Raw genomic sequence first — 16,944 nt, 5'->3', positions numbered from 1 at the left:
GCGGGGGCGTCGTCCCGTCTACGCCCCCGTCGTCGACCCCGGCCGGACGATCATCAGGACGGTCACCGTCGCCCACAGCAGGTTGAAGATCCCGGTGAACATGGCGAGCCGGACGGTCGCCTCGCGGGTCACGGTGCCCACGGTGCCCTGGCCGGAACCGGTGCCGGTGCGGGCATCGGCGTCGGGGACGCTCTCCACGAGGACCTCCTGACCGGGCAGCACGAGCACCACGAGCACGATCGCGGCCACGACGGTCAGCGCGATCGACACGATCAGCCAGGCGTCGCCGAGCACCCCCATCGCGCTCGCCGTGAAGAACCCGAAGGCGGGGACGGCGATCCCGACGGCCGCGTACACCTGGCAGATCCGGTGCAGCAGCCGTACGGTCTCGGCGGCCCGGACGTCGGCCGGGGCGGCCAGGGCCCGGCGCGCGGCGGGCGGGAACATGCTCGCGGCGACGGTCACGGGACCGATCGCGACGATCGCGGCGATGACGTGGACGGCGAGGAGGAACTTGGTCACGGGCCGACGGTAGGCGCCCGGCCGGCCCCGCAGAAGTGGCGGGAGTGCCAGGGGGCGACGGATTCCCGCCAGACCGTTCACGGCCGTCGACGGGGGAGAGGCGGCCGAGGAGGTCTTGCCGTTCCCGGCCGGACCGGCTTGGCGGCATCCCGTCGTACGCCTACGATCTCGCCATGCACACCGTCGCCGTCCTGGCCCTGGACGGGGTCATCCCCTTCGACCTGTCCGCCCCGATCGACGCCTTCGGCTGGGCCCGGCTGCCCGACGGCCGGGAGGCGTACCGGGTGCGGGTCTGCTCGCCGTACCCGTCGGGCGAGGTGAGCGCGGGGGCGTTCACGGTGCGGGCGCCGTACGGCCTGGAGGCCCTCGCGGAGGCGGACACGATCATCCTGCCCGGCGTGCGCGAACCGCGGGACCCGCTGCCGGACGGCGTCGCGGAGGCGCTGCGCGCGGCGGCGGCGAACGGCACCCGCATCGCGTCGATCTGCGTCGGCGCGTTCCTGTTCGCCGCGACCGGCCTGCTCGACGGCCTGCGCGCGACGACCCACTGGATCGCCGCCCGCGAACTGGCCGAACGCCACCCGGAGATCACGGTCGACGCGAACGTCCTCTACGTCGACAACGGCCAGTTCCTGACCTCGGCGGGCGCCGCCGCGGCCCTCGACATGTGCCTGCACATGATCCGCGGGGACCACGGGTCGGCCGTCGCCGCGCAGGCCGCCCGCATGTCGGTCATGCCCCTCGAACGCGAGGGCGGCCAGGCCCAGTTCATCGTCCACGACCTGCCGCCCGCCCCGTCCGGGGCCACCCTGGAACCCGTCCTGCGCTGGATGGAGGAGCACTGCGCCCGCGACCTCACCCTGGACGAGATCGCGGCCCGCGCGGGCATGAGCACCCGCACCCTCAACCGCCGCTTCCGCGAACAGGCCGGCACGACACCCCTGCAGTGGCTCCACCGGGCGCGGGTGCGGCGGGCCCAGTACCTGCTGGAGACGACCGCGCACCCCGTCGAACGGATCGCCGCACAGACGGGCTTCGGCTCCCCGACGGCCTTCCGGGAACGCTTCCGCAAGGTGGTGGGGACGAGCCCGCAGGGGTACCGGCGGGCGTTCCGGTCGGGTACGGCGCCACGGGTGGGGCCGGGGCCGGGGGCGGCGCAGGCGGGATAGGGGTCCTGCGGCGCAGGGGTTTTGCGGGGTGGGGGGCTGGAGCCGGCGGGGTCAGCCCCGACGGTCCGCGACCGCCCAGGAGGCCAGGGCGACGGCGCCCGCGACCCCGAACACCGACGGCCAGGCGCCCACCTTCTTGGCCAGCGGATGCGACCCGGCGAACGCGGCGACGTACGCCACGCCCAGCGCGCCCGCGGCCTTGCCGCCCGCCCGTTGCCGCCACTGCTGCGCCGCCGCGGCCCCCGCCACGGCGAGCACGGCCCCGCCGAGCGGCCGCTTCTTCGTCCACCGGGCCACGCCGTACCCGCCGACGAGCCCGCCCGCGGCGATCACCGAACTGGGAACCTTCGCCATCACTGCCTCCACGAATCGAGTCCCCCGAAGTCACCCAGAGGCTAATGCGCGCACGACGAGCGGGCCTCAACCTGAGTCGAGGCTTGTCAAGTTTCCTCCTTCGAGCTATATAAGAAGTCGTAGGGCATCGCACCGACAGGTCTGACGAGAGGAGTGGACTGTGATGCTCATGCGTACCGACCCGTTCCGCGAATTCGACCGACTCGCGCAGCAGGTCTTCGGCACCGGTCCCGGCACCGACAACCGCCCCGCCGCCATGCCGATGGACGCCTACCGTTCGGGGGACGACTTCCTCGTCCACTTCGACCTCCCCGGCATCGACCCCGAGACGATCGAGCTGGACGTCGAACGCAACGTCCTCAACATCCGCGCCGAGCGCCGCACCCCCGCCCCCGAGGGCGCGGAGCTGATCGTCGCCGAGCGCCCGACGGGCACCTTCACCCGCCAGCTCTTCCTCGGCGACACCCTGGACACGGAACGGATCGACGCCTCGTACGAGGCCGGCGTCCTGACCCTGCGCATCCCCGTGGCCGAGCAGGCCAAGCCGCGCCGCATCCAGATCTCCGGCGGCGACGGCGGCCGCAAGCAGATCAGCGGCTGACGTCCCGCCCCACGTCCCGTGGCCCCGGGTCCGCCCCCGGGGCCACGGGCCACGCCCGCCCTCGCCGCACCGCATCCCACCGGCCCGGACCCAGAGGAGGAGCCCGAACGATGACGACGACCGCGACGACCACCGCGCAGCCGCCCAGGACGCTGATCCCGGCCCCGCAGCGGTCCGTACGCGCGACGGCCGTCGAACACGACGACCGCAACGACTGGAGCGAACTGATCGCGGCGGTGAGGGAGTCGGGCCGGTACCCGACCACCACCGAGGCCGAACGCGTCACCCGCACGGTCCTCTCCGAGCTGGGCGGCCGGCTGACCGGCGACGAACGGGCAGCCCTGGCCCGCGCACTCCCGGCGACGGCGGCCGCACTGATCGAGTCCCGGACCCCCGCCCCCCGCCCCCACTCGGCCCGCGAGTTCGTCGACGCGGTGGCGACCCGCATCGAGGGAGCCACCCCCGCCACGGCCCGCTGGCACGCCGGCTCGGTCCTCGGCACCCTCCCACCCCGGATCGGCGCCCCCCTGACCGACCGCATCCTCGCCCAACTCCCACCGGGCTACGCGTTGCTGTTCGGCCGGGCGGAACTGGTGTCGCGTACGGTCTGACCCCGTCGTCCGGTGTCGGGGCTGCCGCCGCCGACGTACGGCGCATCCGCCGACGGCGGCAGGCCGAGGAGCAGTGGTCCCGGCTCACCCGCGACCAGGCAGGATCATCCGGCCTGTCATCAGGACCTCGTGGTTCGCGAAGAGCGCGTCCAGGACGAAACGCCGACGGATGTAGGCCGTCCACTGCGCGACGGGCAGGTCCATGTACGCCCGGACCGTCCTGGCGCGGCTCGCCTGGGTCAGGATCCAGCGAGCCTGGTCTCCCTCCTGGGCGCGACCGCCCAGATCCCTTGCGAGACGCCACAGTTCGTCGCCGTCGCCGTGTTCGTCGACGATCGTGACGAGCCCGATGTCGCCGAGACCGCGCCTGTCGCCGGACTGGGTGGTGTAGGCGACGGTGAGGGTTTCGAGGGGGAACACCGTCACGCGACTGGTTGCGGCCAGCTCGGTCAGGGACACGTGGGCAGTCCGTTCTGGGAAGGCGGGTGTACGGGCCGACCTGATGGAGGCCGGCCCGTCATGCGGTGCGCGGCGAAACGTCAGCAGCAGGGCCCGTCACCGCAGCACGCGGGCGCGTTGCACTCGGCGGCCGTACCCCACAGCCGTTCGTCGACCTCGAAGCCCGCGGCGCGCAACCTGCCCACCACGTCGACCATCAGGCCGCGGGTGCGGACCTTGGAGTTCGGCTGGTGGTGCAGGAAGTACCCGAAGCTGCGCCGGCACCACTCGGCGTACCAGTCGGTGTGCAGGATGAGCGTGTGCCACCCGGGGTCCACCTGTTGCGAGGGAGCCATGCGCGCGCCCTCACCGCTGCTGCCCATGACGAAGACCAGGGCGAGCGCCTGGTCGACGACCCGATCGGCGACACAGCGCTCCATGCCGTACTCGTCGGCACAGAAGGCGGCGAGCGTCTCGAACTCGGCGTCGCTGACGAGCGAGCGGCCGGTGCGCGTCTCGGCGGCTACGGCGGTGACGGTCATGGGGTGGCCTCCTTGATGTGGGTGGTGCCGAGGGGGCAGGACACAGTCGAACTTCCTCCTGCCGCCACCCATGAAGCTATGAAAGGCACGTCTCCCACAGCCAGTGATGTGCATAGATGTGCAGGCTGGTCGGGGGCGCACGTGGGATACCTTCGCGCTCTTGACTGATGGCTTGTCAGCCGCAACTTTTGATGCACATCAGCGCACCATCGCGCCACGGGAGGCAGCCATGCGCTTACGGTTCATCGGTATCGACCCGGACACGGGCAAGAACGGGTCACCCACAGCCTGGGTCGACCTGGAGACAGCGGACATCCTGATCCAGAGCTACACCGCGGACGAGGAGGCGCGGGCCCACTGCGTGGAGAACCCCGCCCCGGGGCACGCGAAGGGCATCCCCGCTCACGAGACGGTGGTGCGTATCCCCGTACGCCTCGTGCCCGTCCTGAGGGAGGCCTGCGATGCCGCAGAACGTGCCCAGCTTTGACGAGTTGATGGAGGCCGCGCAGCACTCGGCGGTACACCTCGAAATGCGCGATCAGTACGCGGTCGGGGACGAATCCGACGACTACGACTCCTGGCTGCGGACGGGGCGACGGGACGCGGACCCCACCTCGGAGTACTGGGCGCCCTGGGTCGACATGATCTCCAGGGCCGTCGCCCGCGGGGTTGCCGTACGACGTGCGCGCATCGTGTCCGAGCCGGTCACCGACTACATCCGCTACGAGCACGCCGGTACCGTCGTCAACGTGCGGGCCGGTGAACAGGTCCGCTGGCTGTCCCGCCGACGAGCGGCCGACCTGATGCTCCCGGGCGCCGACCTGTGGATCTTCGACGGGACGCAGGTCCTCTTCAACCACTTCACGGGAGCGGGCGACTGGGGCGACCCGGCCATGGAACTGCGTACCGAACCGACTGTCGTGAAGCAGTGCTCGGACTCCTTTGAGACGATCTGGGAGCGCGCGGTCCCGCACGACGACTACGAGATCCACTGACAGGAAGCACCACAGGCCGGCTCATGTCCATATCCCCGTCCTCCTCGGCCCAGGCTGCACGCGAAAGCGTGGCGCGACGACTACGCGACCTGAGGAGGAACGCCGACCTCACGGTCACCGAGCTGGCCTCGCGGTGTCATTGGCACCACGCCAAGACGTCGCGCATCGAAAACGCGAGAACGCCACCCTCGCCTGCCGACATCCGTGCGTGGTGCCGCGCGACGGGGGCCGATGACCAGGCGGAGGACCTGATCGCGGCCTCCCAGGACGCAGAATCGTTGTACCGCGAGTGGCGCCAACGGGTGCGGGCCGGCCTGCGGAAGCTCCAGGACAGTTACGTCGAGCTGTACAGGTCGACGGACGTGCTGCGTGTGTACTCCCCGGTTCTGGTTCCCGGGCTGTTGCAGACGGAGGGATACGCCCGTGCGCTCCTCAGCGCCAACGCCCGCCTGCTCGGCGTACCCGACGACGCGGTCGAAGCCGCGGCTGCGCGGCTGCGACGTTCCCGGATCATCCACGAGCCGGGCCACCGCTTCGTGATGGTCGTCGAAGAGGCCGTGCTCTACTACCAGTTGGGCGACGCCGATGCCATGGCCGCACAACTCGGCTACCTGCTCACGGCCGGAGCGCTTCCGGCGGTGTCCTTCGGCATCATTCCGATGTCGACGCGCGAGCGCACGCTGTGGCCCCAGGAGACGTTCGACGTCCACGACGACACGCTCGTGTCCATCGAGCTGATCTCCGCCGAGGTCAACATCACTCAGCCGTCAGAAATCTCCCTCTACCTCAAGACCTTCGAGCGACTGCGCGGCATGGCCGTCTACGGAGCCGAGGCGCGATCTCTCATCCTCCGGGCCATAGAGGCGCTGGGCTGAGCTGGGTCGGCCCGTGTTCACACGGTGGAACGTACCCGCCCGGCGAACTCCTCGGTACACACAGCACGTACGAACGAGCGCCAGGCCGTGCTCCCGACGGTGACGACGAGTTCCCCCGTCCCCTTCGAGTCCCGCACGAGCGCTCCGCCTCCGCTCAGCGCGCACTCGACGCACTCGCCCCCCGCCCCGTTGCTGTAGGAGGACGTGAACCACGTCGGACGGTCGTCGCCGGGAAGGGCAGTGCTCACCTTGCGAACTCCTTCGAAATCGACTCGATCAACAGGATCGAACGCTGCGGGCTCAGGGCCGCGGCCCGCAGACCGTCGAACGCCCGGGTGTACTCACGGACATGATGCTCGCCCTCCAGGTAGACCGCGTCGGTGATGCCGTCCCGGTAGACGATGTCCGGGTCCTCCGGAGCCGGAAAGCCCAGCATGGTGAACGACCCCGTGGCGGGATACGTGCCCGAATCGAAGGGAAGGACCTGCAAGGTCACGGCCGGCAGGCGGACGGCGTCCAGAATGCGTTCCATCTGCTCCCGCATGAGCGCGCGGTCACCGATGACGTTGCGGAGCGCTCCCTCGTTCACGACGAACCACGCTTCGGGCGCCTCCGATCCGCTGATCATGGCCTGCCGTTCCATGCGCACACGTACGGCCCGGTCGATGTCCTCGTCGGACATGTGCGCGCCGGTCCGGTGGAGTTCGGAGGCGTAGGCGTGGGTCTGCATGAGGCCGGGCACCAGCTCGCACTGGTACTGCCGGAAGGTGGAAGCCTCCTGCTCCAGGCCGATGTAGATGTTGAACCACTCCGGAACGCCGGAACCGTGCACCTGCCACCAGCCCCGCACCTTGGCCTGCCGGGCGAGCGATTTGAGGAACTCCCGCATTTCGTCCCCGGTGCCGTAGAAGCGGCACAGGGCGTCGATGTCGGAGGGCTGGACCCGCCCGCTGCCCGTCTCCATGCGGTTGACCTTGGAACCGCTCCAGTCCAGGGCCTGGCCGACCTGGGCACAGGTCAGCGCGCTCTGTTCGCGGAGCTTCTTCAGCTCGATCGACAGGCGGCGCCGACGTGCCGTGGGTGATCCGGCCATGTGAACCCCGTTTCGTGTAGCGGGCGTTCAGTCTCGCGCCCAGAGGTGTGCTTGCCAATCACTCGGAAGTGGGAATCCCGCCGTGCACATTGCACGAAGGGATTCGCAACCCTCACTCTGGTTGCGAGGCGACCACCCAAAGTGATGCCTCGTGACCCTGCGTGGCTCGTGGGGTGTCGTCAGGACGAGAGGGGTTTTCGTGGGCCAGGAAGCGTGCATGAGGCGCAAGCCGTGGGACCTTGCCTTCACGGCCGAACCGGCGGAGGTGGCCGGTCTGCGCCGGGTCATGCGGGCCCATCTCGGCATCTGGGGTCTGCACGAAGTCGTCGACGAGGCCCAACTCTGCGTCAGCGAGCTGGTGTCCAACGTCATCACGCACGTGGGCCCCGGAACCCCGGCCGTCCTCGCGGTCTCGATGAACGGCGCGCACCTGCGCATCGAGGTCCAGGACCCCGGCACCCGCGCCCTGCCCACCCTGCTCGACGCGAAGGCCGACTCCGAGGGTGGCCGGGGCATGGCGCTCGTCGACGCGGTGGCTGCACGGTGGGGCGTGGAACTCGGCCCCGACCATAAGGTCACGTGGTGCGAACTGGCGACGGGACTGACCTCACCGGACGGTCACGTGGAGGACCCCGGTGTGCGGCGGGCCGAGACCATGTTGGAGCTGTGCGGGGACGGACGACCGCCCTGCCTGCCCGGCACGGGAAGACTGGGCAGGACCGTGGCCGAGGAGTCGGTGATCTCGCTCGTCACGGACCTCCTCCACTGGCTCCGCGCCCACGGCTGCGACGTGGAGAACGCCCTGGACCGGGCCCAGACCCGCTACGACGCCGAAATGGGCGCGGCCGGCGACGGGACGCATCGAGAGAGGACCGCCTGACGCGGCGACCCTGACGGGACCTCCGTCAGCATCCGCGGCGAGCAGAAGTGCATCGTGCAGACCACCCGGCACCCCTGCCCTGGGAGGGGTGGCCATGCATCAGGGCGACAGGCCACTGCTTGCGTCACCATAATTGTGCGACTGAATGTTCCCGCAGAGAGACCGAGTTGCGGTGCCGACGAAGGCCCGAGAGCCTGTCGACGCGGTATGCCGCTTGACGGCGAGGCCGTTTAGGAAGCTCTCCTGGTAAGGCGCCTCTGTAGCGCGCGAGTACAGGGGGCGATGCTCTCAACCGGAGCAGCGCCCTGCGGGTTCTTTACCGACTAACTGATTTTTGCCCGGAGTTGGGTGAAGAGATCATGCCGCTGATGGTCATCCTGACCGATGAACGCCTTGAACTCGCCGAGACTGTAGGCGATGACCCCATTGGACCGGGTTGTCATCGTGACCGTGAAGTCGTGACTGAGGTGGTTCAGGCGGCGCTCGACCTCTGGCTGCTCAAGGGTGGTTCCCTGCTTGGCAAGTTTGTCGATGATCTGGTCCACAGTCAGAGGACGTCCGAGACCCCTGAGCAGCTTGTAAACAGGGTCGAGAACTCGGTCGGTGTTCTCCACCAGGGTCTGACGCTCACCCTCCTGGTGGATGGCCTTCCGGATGGCCACGCCCAGTGCCTTGGCGACCGGTGGGGGGAAGGCATTGCCGATTTGGCGGTAGATGGATGTCTTCCGGCCGTGGAACTTCCAGCGGAACTCGCCGTCTGTGCTTGAGTTGCCGCCTGCGGCCGCATCGAAGTCATGCCAGCCCTGTATGCGGGCGACCATCGCGGTGGTGAGCTTCGGGCCTGGGACGCCTTCCGGGATCCGCCACCCCTCTACTGGAGCCTCGTTTGCTACGCCCATGGCGTCCACACCGAGAGCCGCCCACGCCCGCTTGGCCCGTGTGGGGCCAAGGTCAGCGCCACCATGCTTCTTGGAACCGCCGACGATCGTCGGCGCGATGCCATCGGCCTGCTTGACCCATGCGGCGACCTGCTCTTCTTCCCAGCCGTTTCCTGCCATGAGGTCTGCGAGGAGATTCCCCACCGTAAGTGGTTTCTCCGGATGAGGCGTCGGCCAGTCAAAGTACTCCGCATACTCTCGCTTGAGGGCGACGAGCACGAAGCGGGGACGAAGCTGGGAGACTCCGAATTCGTTGGCCTGCAGGAGCTTCCAGTCACCGATGTAGCCGTACTCATGAAGTCTGTCCAGCACGTGCTGCCGGTAGGCAGTGAAACGGTTAGCGCTAAGCCCACGGACGTTCTCGAGTAGGAGGGCCTTAGGCTGGATATCGCCGCAGAGCTCGATGGCCCAGGCGAAGAGATCGCGCTCGTCATTCGCGCCAAGCTGTTTACCCGCGACGCTGAAAGGTGGGCACGGTACACCACCAGCCAGCAGGTCGACGCCCTTGTACTCGGCGGGGTTCCAGGTCTCAGGATCGGCCACGTCGCCGACTGCTACGGCTTCCTTGGCTTCTTCCTCGCTGTAACCGAGTACGTCCTGAAGATTGCAGCGCAGCGTGTGGGCAGCGTGCTCATCCAGCTCTACCGCGATCCGGTGACGGAACCCGGCTCGCTCCAGTCCGAGGGTCTGGCCTCCCGCGCCCGCGCAGATCTCGACGACCTCGAGCTGTCTGTCCCGCTCTGACGCCGCCATTCGATCTCCTTTCAGGCGCGCGGGCTGAGCCAGCGCGAAGCCGAGGGTCTTGCGCTCGGCTCAGTCACAGCAGGCACCAGTTTGCACACGGATTCCGCGGTAGCACCCTAGTCGTCGATCTTCGACGGCGTCACCCAGTTGAGATGGTGAGCCGGGCGAGGTTGTGAAGTGTACGGCGGCTCACTGACATGCAGGAAACCCACAGGGCGCGGGGCCCTGTGGGGGCTCTTGATGATCAGCTCTCAAGCGCGGTCCGTACCTCGTCGCGGGCATCAGACGGGAGCCGCCGGTAGGCATTCCAGGCCCGGTCGAGGGCGGTGGAACCTCGGCGTCCTCGTTCGATCCATCGCCGGAGCCGCCGCTGGTCGTCCGGATCGAGGGCCCGGATATCGGCCAGGGCTTCATCCGCTCGAGCGGGATCGCCGCCATTTCCCGCCCTGCATCGCTTGCACTCCGTGACCAAGAAAGTCCGCTCCCGTCCGTCCGGGAGTACCGTCTCGCGACGGGTGACAGAGAGCACAGCAGTCTGGTTCGAGTCGTCCACGTACGATTCGCCCCCGGAGATGCCGCACACGCTGCACATGTAGTCGTCGCGGGCCATGACTGCCTGCTTCTCCTTGTTGGAGGTAGTCTTCTGCGGCGCTGCGGCTCGGCGGGCAACGGGGTCCCACACGGGAACACCTGCCTTGACGAAGCGCTGGTCTTCCGCCACCAGCGTTGCGTCGTCAGAGTTCGTGAGGATGACCCAGCCGTAGTCGCGGAGGTCCCTTATCCGCCGGTCAGCCTGGGAGATCCCGGGGAAGGCGTTGCGGATCTGGTCCTTGGTGAAGGTCTTCCCCTCGCCGATCACTTGGACGAGCCAGAGCGCTCCGCGGACCATGGTTCCAGCCTTGAGTTTGGGGTCGTTCCAGGCAGGTGGCGTCACTTCGTGCTCCGTTTCTCCGAGTGATCGAGATGTTGATTGTGGAACATGGGTATGCCCGCTGTCAGCAGGCCTGACATGATGCTGCTGCACGCGATGTTTGGCTCTGGGGAGGGTCTGGATTATGGCTGTGAAGTTCGGCGTTCCACCCGAGGGGGAGAAGATTCGCTCGCTGGTGGACGAGCGGCTGAAACAGGCCATGGCTGAGGAGGGCGCGAAGATCACCGTCGAGTGGCGTGGCGAGCAGAAGCACCTGCACGTGATCTCCATGCCGGTCGACATGCTCTACTTCAACCCTGACACCCACCGCATCCGCGCACAGCGCACCCTCGACCCCGCGCGCAACCGGGTACTGGAGGAAGAGCCGTGGAGTGAATCCGCACAAACGTATCTGCATCACCTGCTGCGGTGCCGCCCCTCGAACCCCAGCCAGATCGATCCTGACTACCTGGCCCTTCAGGACGAACTGGATGACGTGGGCCAGAAAGAGCCCGGAATCATCAGCCCGGACGGCATCCTCGTAGACGGCAACACCCGCTGTGCCGCTCTCAAGGACCTGGGCATCAAGAACATCAGGGTCGGAGTCCTGCCCGCCGACACGTCCCGCCGCGACATCAACAGCGTCGAGCTCGCCCTGCAACTGCGCCGCGACAAGCGGCGCGAGTACTCCTACATCAACCGCCTGATCGCGATCGAGGATGAGCTCACTGATGGCCGTCGCGAAGAGGACGTAGCCCGCGACTTCAACATCAAGAAGACGACCCTCCAGCAGGACCGCTGGGTCTACGAGCTGATCAACGACGCTATTGACCGCAGCAGGACCGTGGACGGTGCTGTGCTGCGTCTGGTCGACTTCGAAGATCATCAGGAGAAGCTCCGTGAGCTTCACCGTGACTACACCAAGCTGGCCAAGACCGATCCGGACGCTGCCGAGCAGCTTAAGGAAGCGCGCCTGGCCATGGTGGTGCTCAACTATGCGAAGACGTCCGTGCGTCTCGCGGAAGCCGACTTCCACAGCCGCTACCTCGAAGAGCGTCTGCCTGCCGAATTGCGCCCGGTCGCCCAGGAGTCCGCAGCTGTAGCCATTCCTGGCCTGGCCGGTGTGGCGATCCCGGATGCCACAGCCGCCGTCAAGACCGGGCGTGCTCTTACGGACGCCCTGCTCCAGGCGAAGGCCACGGCACAAGCAGGAGACAAGCTGGACGCCGCCACCGTGACGCAGGCCGATGCGCTCATCAAAACGGCGCGTAAGACCTTCGACGCCGCCGTCAAGCTGGCGGGCGCGAACGCTGAACTCCAGAAGCGTCAGGTAGCCGTACCGGAGCGCCTCACGGATGCGGCTGATTACGTCAACCAGTGCGCCGCTGAGTTCGCTGAGGCCAAGGCCAAGCGAGCATTGGACGAGGACACTTTTGATGACGCGCTGCTCACTCTTAAGGCCAGTCTCGCCCGGCTTGCGAAGCAGGCAGGGCGGACCTTCAGCTCGCCAGGAAACGGCGTCGCTTGGTTGCTCGACGCCACACGGGAAAGCTGATGACGGGGCAGTCCGCTGGACCCAGCCTGGAGATCGGCTTTGGCGATGGCGTGACCAGCGCGCGCCTTCGAGCGGGGACCGGATACGAGAGTGACCTGCGCCGTCTCGCGCTGCGGTTTCAGAGCAGTGTGCAACGTGCGCCAGGCGCCATGGAAGTTGAAATTGATGACCTTCTGACGAACCTGGTGGCGCTCACCACGTGGCCTGAGCCGAGCAGTGTCGCATGGGACCCTCAGCTGGCCGCGCTGGCTACCGACTCCGCTGTCGATGCACAGACTGTCGCCAAGCGCCTTGACCCCTCAGCCCGCCCGGACGGGGAAGTGGATCCGGGCGATGTTGACATCCTGCTTGGCTCTGACTGGGTAGCGGATCTCACGGCGTTCCAGCGCCGGGACATCGCGAAGCTGCTGTCCCTCCGCCACGGGGCTAACTTCTCTGTTCCGGGCGCCGGTAAGACGCGTGTGGGCCTCGCCGTATACCACTCTCTGCGGCACAACAAGGGGATCGAGCGGCTCCTGATCGTCGGACCCAAATCGTCCTACGAGTCCTGGCAGTACGAGAATCAGACATGTCTGAGCGAACCCCTCAGCATGGACGTGTTCTCCAAAGACGCCAACCCGGGTGCGGACGCTCTCATCGTCAACTATGAGCGGCTGCGTCAGGACGGAGTCGTAAATGAGCTGGGCCAATGGCTGGCTGCGCGGCCGTCCATGCTCCTGCTCGATGAGGCACACCGGATGAAGCGGGGAGCCGACGGGACGGACGGAGCCGCCTGTCTTGCCCTGGGGCCGCGCAGTCGGCACCGGCTGATTCTTACTGGGACGCCGGCGCCGAACGGAGTCAAGGACCTGGAGAACCTCTTCGGCTTCGTATGGCCCGGTCACGGGCGCCAGAAGGTGATCCAGGCAGTCGCCGGCGGGGACCTGGCCAAGGCGAGCCAGGTACTGCGCCCGCTGTTCACACGGACCACCAAGGCTGAACTTGGCTTGCCACCTGTCTCGACGAACCTGACGACTGTGCCTCTGCCGCCCCTTCATCAAGAGGTGTATGAGGCGCTTGTGGGACGCTTCTCGGCCCGGGCCGCAGGTGCTGAGAATGATTTTCTAGCCCTTGGCAAAGTCATTGTCTACATGCTGATGGCAGCGACTAGCCCCGCGCTGCTCGCGGTGGGCACCACACGCTATGAACCGTTGTCGTACCAGGTTCCACCGCTTTCCGTGCCGGAGGGCACACCGCTTTTCGAGCTGATGCAAGATCTTCCGCGTTACGAGATGTCGCCGAAGTACCGTGAGGTGCTGGCGATCGTCGGCCGGAACGCAGCCGAGGGGCGAAAGACACTTGTCTGGTCGACTTTCATCCGGAGCCTCAACACGCTGGAGCGTATGCTCAAGGAATTCTCGCCCGCCCTCGTATATGGCGCGATGGGTGACGCTGACCGCGAAGCGGCAATCAAGCGATTCCGGCACGATCCCGACTGTATGGTCCTTTTGTCTAATCCTGGAACTCTTGGAGAGGGCATCAGCCTCCACCACCATTGCCACGACGCCGTCTACGTGGACCGGGACTTCGCTGCCGGTCGGTTCCTTCAGAGCCTCGACCGTATCCACCGCCTCGGGCTCGCACCAGAGGCGGAGACCCGGATCACGGTGCTGGCTTCAGAGGGCACGATTGATGAGATCGTCGAGCAACGGCTCAGCGACAAGCTGCACTTCATGGGAGGCATCCTCGACGATCCGGCCGTTCAGCAGCTTGCCGACCTTGAGGAGGAGCCGGCTATCGGAGGAGGCCTGGATCAACGCGACATCCAGGCGCTGATGGGTCACCTTCGTGCCCGCGCCGCCTGAGCCGATCCTGCGTGCCGCGGTCCGCTGGCTGGACAGACTTCCAGCCAGCGGAGTCGCGCGAGTGCGCTCCCTGTTCACCACACACAGTGACTTCAGCGACATCACGCCAACTCAGTACGACGCTGCGTATGTCTGGATCCGGGAACAGGGGTTGCTGGATGAGCCCTCCACCGGTGTACCTGTGAACTGCCGAGTGTTCGAAGCCGCGATGGCCCACAGTGGGGTGCCATGGTTCCGAGACGCCGACTTGCTCATTCGTCGGCCGGATGAGCTTCCAGAAGACGCCTTGCGCGCTGCGGAGATCCTCGGGCTCACTCCGGAAGCGGCGTACGCGCAAGTGAGCACCGCCTGGGGAAAGCTGGACACGGAGGAACGGTCCCGGATCGGCTCAGCGGGGGAGCTCGCCCTTCTCGAGCTGCTTGCGACATCGGCGGACGGCCGGGTAGAACATGTCGCCGCTTGGTCTGACGGCCATGGCTACGACATCTTCGTGGACACGCACCAGCATTCCGCCCACCTGGAAGTGAAGACCACGGTGCGCGTCGGCCGGCTCACGATCTACCTGTCGCGTAATGAGTACGAAACCATGCTGCGTGACCCGGCCTGGGAACTTGTGACAGTTCGCCTCACGCCCGAACTGGAATTGATCGCGATAGCGGCGGTACCAAGAAACTGGATTGCGGACCAGGTTCCTGCGGATCGCGGTGCGCAAGGACGCTGGGAATCATGCCGCCTTGACATTCCCCCCGAGGTTCCTGTGCCAGGCATTCCTAGCGTCGTGCCAATGCTCGACAAAGATGCGCCTGAGGTTCTCAGGGGGATTCCTGTATCCTAGGGAGTTTTCTGTACGCCAGCTTCCGAAAGGAAGAATTCCTCCGGATCTGTTGGCCAGGTTTCATCGCTGGGCTCTGGACACTCTTCCAAGGGGTGCGCATCCTCGAAAGAGTCTTTCACTGCAGTGCGCCACTGATTGAGCGAACCTCGGACGATGAAGGGTCCGAGACTGAATGTCACGCTATTTTCGTCGTCGATACGCAATGATGCCGGCTCATCGCCTACCATTACGTCACTGGCGAGGCCAGTTTCCGCAGCGTCGAGCGCTCTCTCAAATTCCGTTGGCTCAATCCAGCCGGTCCAGTTCTGACCGCCGACTACAGCTTCTACCACCAGTACGCTTCGGCCGGCCCCGTCGTATCCCATGAGTGAGAGCGACCGTCCTGAGTGCTCCTGGATCGCCGCATTGTCCTCAATCAGGAACGAGGGCCGGAAAGTCTCGAAGAGATTCGTGATGCGTCCCGCCAAAAGAGCTCTCCGGGCGGCCAGGAAATCGCGGTACCTCTCCGTTTCGAGAACGACAGGATCGTTTGGAATCGCATGTGCGGTGCGATCGCTCAAGCCTACGCTCTGCAGGTAATCTCCTGGAGAACGGTTACCGATGATGTTCTTGGCCGTTTGCTCAGAGGCGAACACAATGTTCGCAAGCTCGTTGATTTCCGTGGAAGAGTATTTTCCGCTTGAATTGCGCAGTTTGGTGGCCGGATGCACAAGGCTGTACTGCGGCTTCCCGGACCTATCGACGCCTCCGGAGATCGGCCCTCCATCCCACCAGTCGGTGGCATTGGCATGAGCTGCTGCGAGGTAGCAGAACATCAAGTAGGGGCTTTGGTGGTTACGGCCTGCCAGGTCGTCGGCGGTTACCGACAAACCAGCTTCGCGGATTCCCAGGTTGGAAAGCAGCGCTGACACGGGGTCTTCGGTGTCGAGCGTGCGAATGTCTTGCGTCAGCGCCGTGTCTGAAGCACCGCCATATCGGTTGCGTGCAGTGGCGGCCAGGAACCAGTACAGAAGGCCGTTCTCCACTGCGGTTTCTACTTCTTTGCCTTCTGGTTTCCGGCCGTAGTAGAGGATCAGTGGATGCAGTGCGGCCAGTGAGGGAATCAGGGCTGTGGTCGGAATCAAGAGTCTTTCCGAGAGGAGAGGCACCACGCGGGCAAGTCCTCGGCGGACCATTCCCCACCCTGCTTCGACCATCTCCTGGCTGGCGGCGGTTAGCTTGGCCACAGAAGCAAGACGTTTTCCTGCTGTCGTAGACAGGCTCAGAGTCAGGGCCTTGATAAGGAAGTTGACGTCAAGGGCCCCGTATCCTCGCTCGGCCCAGTGGGCCGATTCTGCTTCCAACTGCCCTAGGAAACCAGGTGCGCGTGCGGATAGTGTGGCCAGTGCGAGGTCGGTGGTCTTGAGGGCTCGGCCACCACTGTTCACACGGACGAAAATGTCCGCCACTTCTTCATATTCGAAGTCGTGCAGCACCTCCATGTGGAAGTCTCGCTGTGTGATTTTCTGAAGTGCGCTGAGGCGTCGTCCGATCTCAGGGTCAGGGATGGCGAGTCCGGCCTCTTTGAGTACGCCGTGGATTGCGAACACGTCAGCGTCGGGGCCGACGACGTCATAAACTTTGATCCACTTCTTGTTGCGCCGTGTGGCGGCACTCTGGTTTTGGAAGGTCTCCGTCTCGATGTTGAAGACAACTTGGGCGTCTGGGTGATCGGTGAGAACACGGAAGAGGGAGGTGAGCCGTTGCTGGCCGTCCAGGAGGTAGAGGGGCATGACGCTCGGCAGGGCTTGAGCCATGCCGATGGCAGCCCCACGAGTCTCGGCCGCCTGCCCGGTCTTCCAGAAGAGGAGGGAGCCGGCCGGATACCCGCGGTACAGCGATTCAATGAGTCTGGCGACCTGCGATGCCTTCCACACGTATCCGCGCTGAATCTCGGGGAGCATGATCTCCCCAGCCGCGATCTGCGTGATCAGCGTCCGGACATCCCGGTTTGTGCGCTCGACCGCCACATGGCCCCCAACCTGTTCTGCGCGGTCAC

Annotated in this window: 19 protein-coding genes; 10 read left to right on the top strand and 9 right to left on the bottom strand. The window is 66.3% G+C overall.

Annotated features, from left to right (window positions below):
- Nucleotides 1–18: 18 nt before the first annotated feature.
- A complete protein-coding gene (locus ACH4N1_RS04090; protein WP_398094349.1) occupies nt 19–522 on the bottom strand; it encodes a hypothetical protein in 504 nt (167 codons plus the stop codon).
- Between the two features lie 173 nt (nt 523–695).
- On the opposite strand from ACH4N1_RS04090, the gene ACH4N1_RS04085 reads away from it, so the two are divergent.
- Nucleotides 696–1,691 (top strand): GlxA family transcriptional regulator, encoded by a 996-nt coding sequence (locus ACH4N1_RS04085; protein ID WP_398094347.1) that lies wholly within the window; start codon nt 696–698, stop codon nt 1,689–1,691.
- Between the two features lie 51 nt (nt 1,692–1,742).
- Here the strand turns inward: ACH4N1_RS04085 and ACH4N1_RS04080 are convergent, their stop codons facing one another.
- Complete coding sequence (locus ACH4N1_RS04080) at nt 1,743–2,045, bottom strand: hypothetical protein (RefSeq protein ID WP_366058955.1); 303 nt, start codon at nt 2,043–2,045, stop codon at nt 1,743–1,745.
- Between the two features lie 163 nt (nt 2,046–2,208).
- On the opposite strand from ACH4N1_RS04080, the gene ACH4N1_RS04075 reads away from it, so the two are divergent.
- Entirely contained in the window at nt 2,209–2,646 is a 438-nt protein-coding gene (locus tag ACH4N1_RS04075; RefSeq protein ID WP_398094346.1) for an Hsp20/alpha crystallin family protein, read from the top strand.
- 110 nt (nt 2,647–2,756) lie between these two features.
- Nucleotides 2,757–3,257, top strand: coding sequence for a DUF2267 domain-containing protein (locus tag ACH4N1_RS04070; RefSeq protein ID WP_398094345.1), 501 nt, complete (start codon nt 2,757–2,759; stop codon nt 3,255–3,257).
- 84 nt (nt 3,258–3,341) lie between these two features.
- On the opposite strand, the gene ACH4N1_RS04065 is transcribed toward ACH4N1_RS04070, so the two are convergent.
- Both ACH4N1_RS04065 and ACH4N1_RS04060 read right to left on the bottom strand, forming a co-directional pair.
- Nucleotides 3,342–3,716: a hypothetical protein gene (locus tag ACH4N1_RS04065; RefSeq protein WP_398094344.1), complete on the bottom strand. Its 375-nt coding sequence runs from the start codon at nt 3,714–3,716 to the stop codon at nt 3,342–3,344.
- 80 nt (nt 3,717–3,796) lie between these two features.
- Complete coding sequence (locus tag ACH4N1_RS04060; RefSeq protein WP_398094343.1) at nt 3,797–4,237, bottom strand: hypothetical protein; 441 nt, start codon at nt 4,235–4,237, stop codon at nt 3,797–3,799.
- Nucleotides 4,238–4,466: 229 nt separating this feature from the next.
- On the opposite strand from ACH4N1_RS04060, the gene ACH4N1_RS04055 reads away from it, so the two are divergent.
- From ACH4N1_RS04055 to ACH4N1_RS04045, 3 genes are read left to right on the top strand one after another with little or no spacing between them, the layout of a single operon-like run.
- Nucleotides 4,467–4,724 carry a hypothetical protein gene (locus ACH4N1_RS04055; protein ID WP_398094341.1) on the top strand — a complete coding sequence of 86 codons (258 nt, stop codon included), beginning with the start codon at nt 4,467–4,469 and terminating at the stop codon, nt 4,722–4,724.
- Entirely contained in the window at nt 4,699–5,232 is a 534-nt protein-coding gene (locus tag ACH4N1_RS04050; RefSeq protein ID WP_398094339.1) for a DUF6879 family protein, read from the top strand. Before ACH4N1_RS04055 ends, ACH4N1_RS04050 begins: the two co-directional genes overlap by 26 nt.
- 23 nt (nt 5,233–5,255) lie before the next feature.
- Nucleotides 5,256–6,107, top strand: a complete 852-nt coding sequence (locus ACH4N1_RS04045; protein WP_398094338.1) for a helix-turn-helix domain-containing protein — start codon at nt 5,256–5,258, stop codon at nt 6,105–6,107.
- A 17-nt stretch (nt 6,108–6,124) separates the two neighbouring features.
- Here ACH4N1_RS04045 and ACH4N1_RS04040 read toward each other — a convergent pair whose 3' ends face one another.
- Both ACH4N1_RS04040 and ACH4N1_RS04035 read right to left on the bottom strand, forming a co-directional pair.
- A complete protein-coding gene (locus tag ACH4N1_RS04040; protein WP_398094337.1) occupies nt 6,125–6,355 on the bottom strand; it encodes a DUF397 domain-containing protein in 231 nt (76 codons plus the stop codon).
- On the bottom strand, nt 6,352–7,200 hold the full coding sequence (locus ACH4N1_RS04035; RefSeq protein ID WP_398094335.1) for a helix-turn-helix domain-containing protein: 849 nt from the start codon (nt 7,198–7,200) through the stop codon (nt 6,352–6,354). Before ACH4N1_RS04035 ends, ACH4N1_RS04040 begins: the two co-directional genes overlap by 4 nt.
- Nucleotides 7,201–7,417: 217 nt before the next feature.
- Between ACH4N1_RS04035 and ACH4N1_RS04030 the strand changes: the two genes are divergently transcribed.
- Complete coding sequence (locus ACH4N1_RS04030) at nt 7,418–8,080, top strand: ATP-binding protein (protein ID WP_398094333.1); 663 nt, start codon at nt 7,418–7,420, stop codon at nt 8,078–8,080.
- Between the two features lie 323 nt (nt 8,081–8,403).
- Here the strand turns inward: ACH4N1_RS04030 and ACH4N1_RS04025 are convergent, their stop codons facing one another.
- Nucleotides 8,404–9,771, bottom strand: coding sequence for a DNA cytosine methyltransferase (locus tag ACH4N1_RS04025; RefSeq protein WP_398094332.1), 1,368 nt, complete (start codon nt 9,769–9,771; stop codon nt 8,404–8,406).
- A gap of 235 nt (nt 9,772–10,006) precedes the next feature.
- Complete coding sequence (locus ACH4N1_RS04020) at nt 10,007–10,696, bottom strand: hypothetical protein (protein WP_398094330.1); 690 nt, start codon at nt 10,694–10,696, stop codon at nt 10,007–10,009.
- 121 nt (nt 10,697–10,817) lie between these two features.
- Here ACH4N1_RS04020 and ACH4N1_RS04015 point away from each other — a divergent pair, with 121 nt between their 5' ends.
- The 3 genes from ACH4N1_RS04015 to ACH4N1_RS04005 all read left to right on the top strand — a co-directional run bounded on the left by ACH4N1_RS04015 (nt 10,818) and on the right by ACH4N1_RS04005 (nt 14,906).
- Nucleotides 10,818–12,227, top strand: a complete 1,410-nt coding sequence (locus tag ACH4N1_RS04015) for a transcriptional regulator (protein ID WP_398094329.1) — start codon at nt 10,818–10,820, stop codon at nt 12,225–12,227.
- Entirely contained in the window at nt 12,227–14,071 is a 1,845-nt protein-coding gene (locus ACH4N1_RS04010; protein ID WP_398094327.1) for a DEAD/DEAH box helicase, read from the top strand. Before ACH4N1_RS04015 ends, ACH4N1_RS04010 begins: the two co-directional genes overlap by 1 nt.
- A 61-nt stretch (nt 14,072–14,132) precedes the next feature.
- Nucleotides 14,133–14,906, top strand: coding sequence for a protein NO VEIN domain-containing protein (locus tag ACH4N1_RS04005; protein WP_398094325.1), 774 nt, complete (start codon nt 14,133–14,135; stop codon nt 14,904–14,906).
- On the opposite strand, the gene ACH4N1_RS04000 is transcribed toward ACH4N1_RS04005, so the two are convergent.
- Nucleotides 14,903–16,915: a DUF262 domain-containing protein gene (locus tag ACH4N1_RS04000; protein ID WP_398094324.1), complete on the bottom strand. Its 2,013-nt coding sequence runs from the start codon at nt 16,913–16,915 to the stop codon at nt 14,903–14,905. The genes ACH4N1_RS04005 and ACH4N1_RS04000 overlap by 4 nt on opposite strands.
- Nucleotides 16,916–16,944 lie beyond the last annotated feature (29 nt).

It is taken from the genome of Streptomyces sp. NPDC017202, assembly GCF_044331705.1.
Classification (GTDB): Bacteria; Actinomycetota; Actinomycetes; order Streptomycetales; family Streptomycetaceae; genus Streptomyces.
This window is presented reverse-complemented; position numbering and strand designations above follow the sequence as displayed.

Bases quoted from the DNA above. Each gene is read 5' to 3' on its own strand.
- ACH4N1_RS04050 (WP_398094339.1), top strand. From the start codon at position 4,699: ATGCCGCAGAACGTGCCCAGCTTTGACGAGTTGATGGAGGCCGCGCAG.
- ACH4N1_RS04080 (WP_366058955.1), bottom strand. From the start codon at position 2,045: ATGGCGAAGGTTCCCAGTTCGGTGATCGCCGCGGGCGGGCTCGTCGGC.
- ACH4N1_RS04045 (WP_398094338.1), top strand. From the start codon at position 5,256: ATGTCCATATCCCCGTCCTCCTCGGCCCAGGCTGCACGCGAAAGCGTG.
- ACH4N1_RS04015 (WP_398094329.1), top strand. From the start codon at position 10,818: ATGGCTGTGAAGTTCGGCGTTCCACCCGAGGGGGAGAAGATTCGCTCG.
- ACH4N1_RS04030 (WP_398094333.1), top strand. From the start codon at position 7,418: ATGAGGCGCAAGCCGTGGGACCTTGCCTTCACGGCCGAACCGGCGGAG.
- ACH4N1_RS04055 (WP_398094341.1), top strand. From the start codon at position 4,467: ATGCGCTTACGGTTCATCGGTATCGACCCGGACACGGGCAAGAACGGG.
- ACH4N1_RS04075 (WP_398094346.1), top strand. From the start codon at position 2,209: ATGCTCATGCGTACCGACCCGTTCCGCGAATTCGACCGACTCGCGCAG.
- ACH4N1_RS04085 (WP_398094347.1), top strand. From the start codon at position 696: ATGCACACCGTCGCCGTCCTGGCCCTGGACGGGGTCATCCCCTTCGAC.
- ACH4N1_RS04010 (WP_398094327.1), top strand. From the start codon at position 12,227: ATGACGGGGCAGTCCGCTGGACCCAGCCTGGAGATCGGCTTTGGCGAT.
- ACH4N1_RS04035 (WP_398094335.1), bottom strand. From the start codon at position 7,200: ATGGCCGGATCACCCACGGCACGTCGGCGCCGCCTGTCGATCGAGCTG.
- ACH4N1_RS04060 (WP_398094343.1), bottom strand. From the start codon at position 4,237: ATGACCGTCACCGCCGTAGCCGCCGAGACGCGCACCGGCCGCTCGCTC.
- ACH4N1_RS04025 (WP_398094332.1), bottom strand. From the start codon at position 9,771: ATGGCGGCGTCAGAGCGGGACAGACAGCTCGAGGTCGTCGAGATCTGC.
- ACH4N1_RS04070 (WP_398094345.1), top strand. From the start codon at position 2,757: ATGACGACGACCGCGACGACCACCGCGCAGCCGCCCAGGACGCTGATC.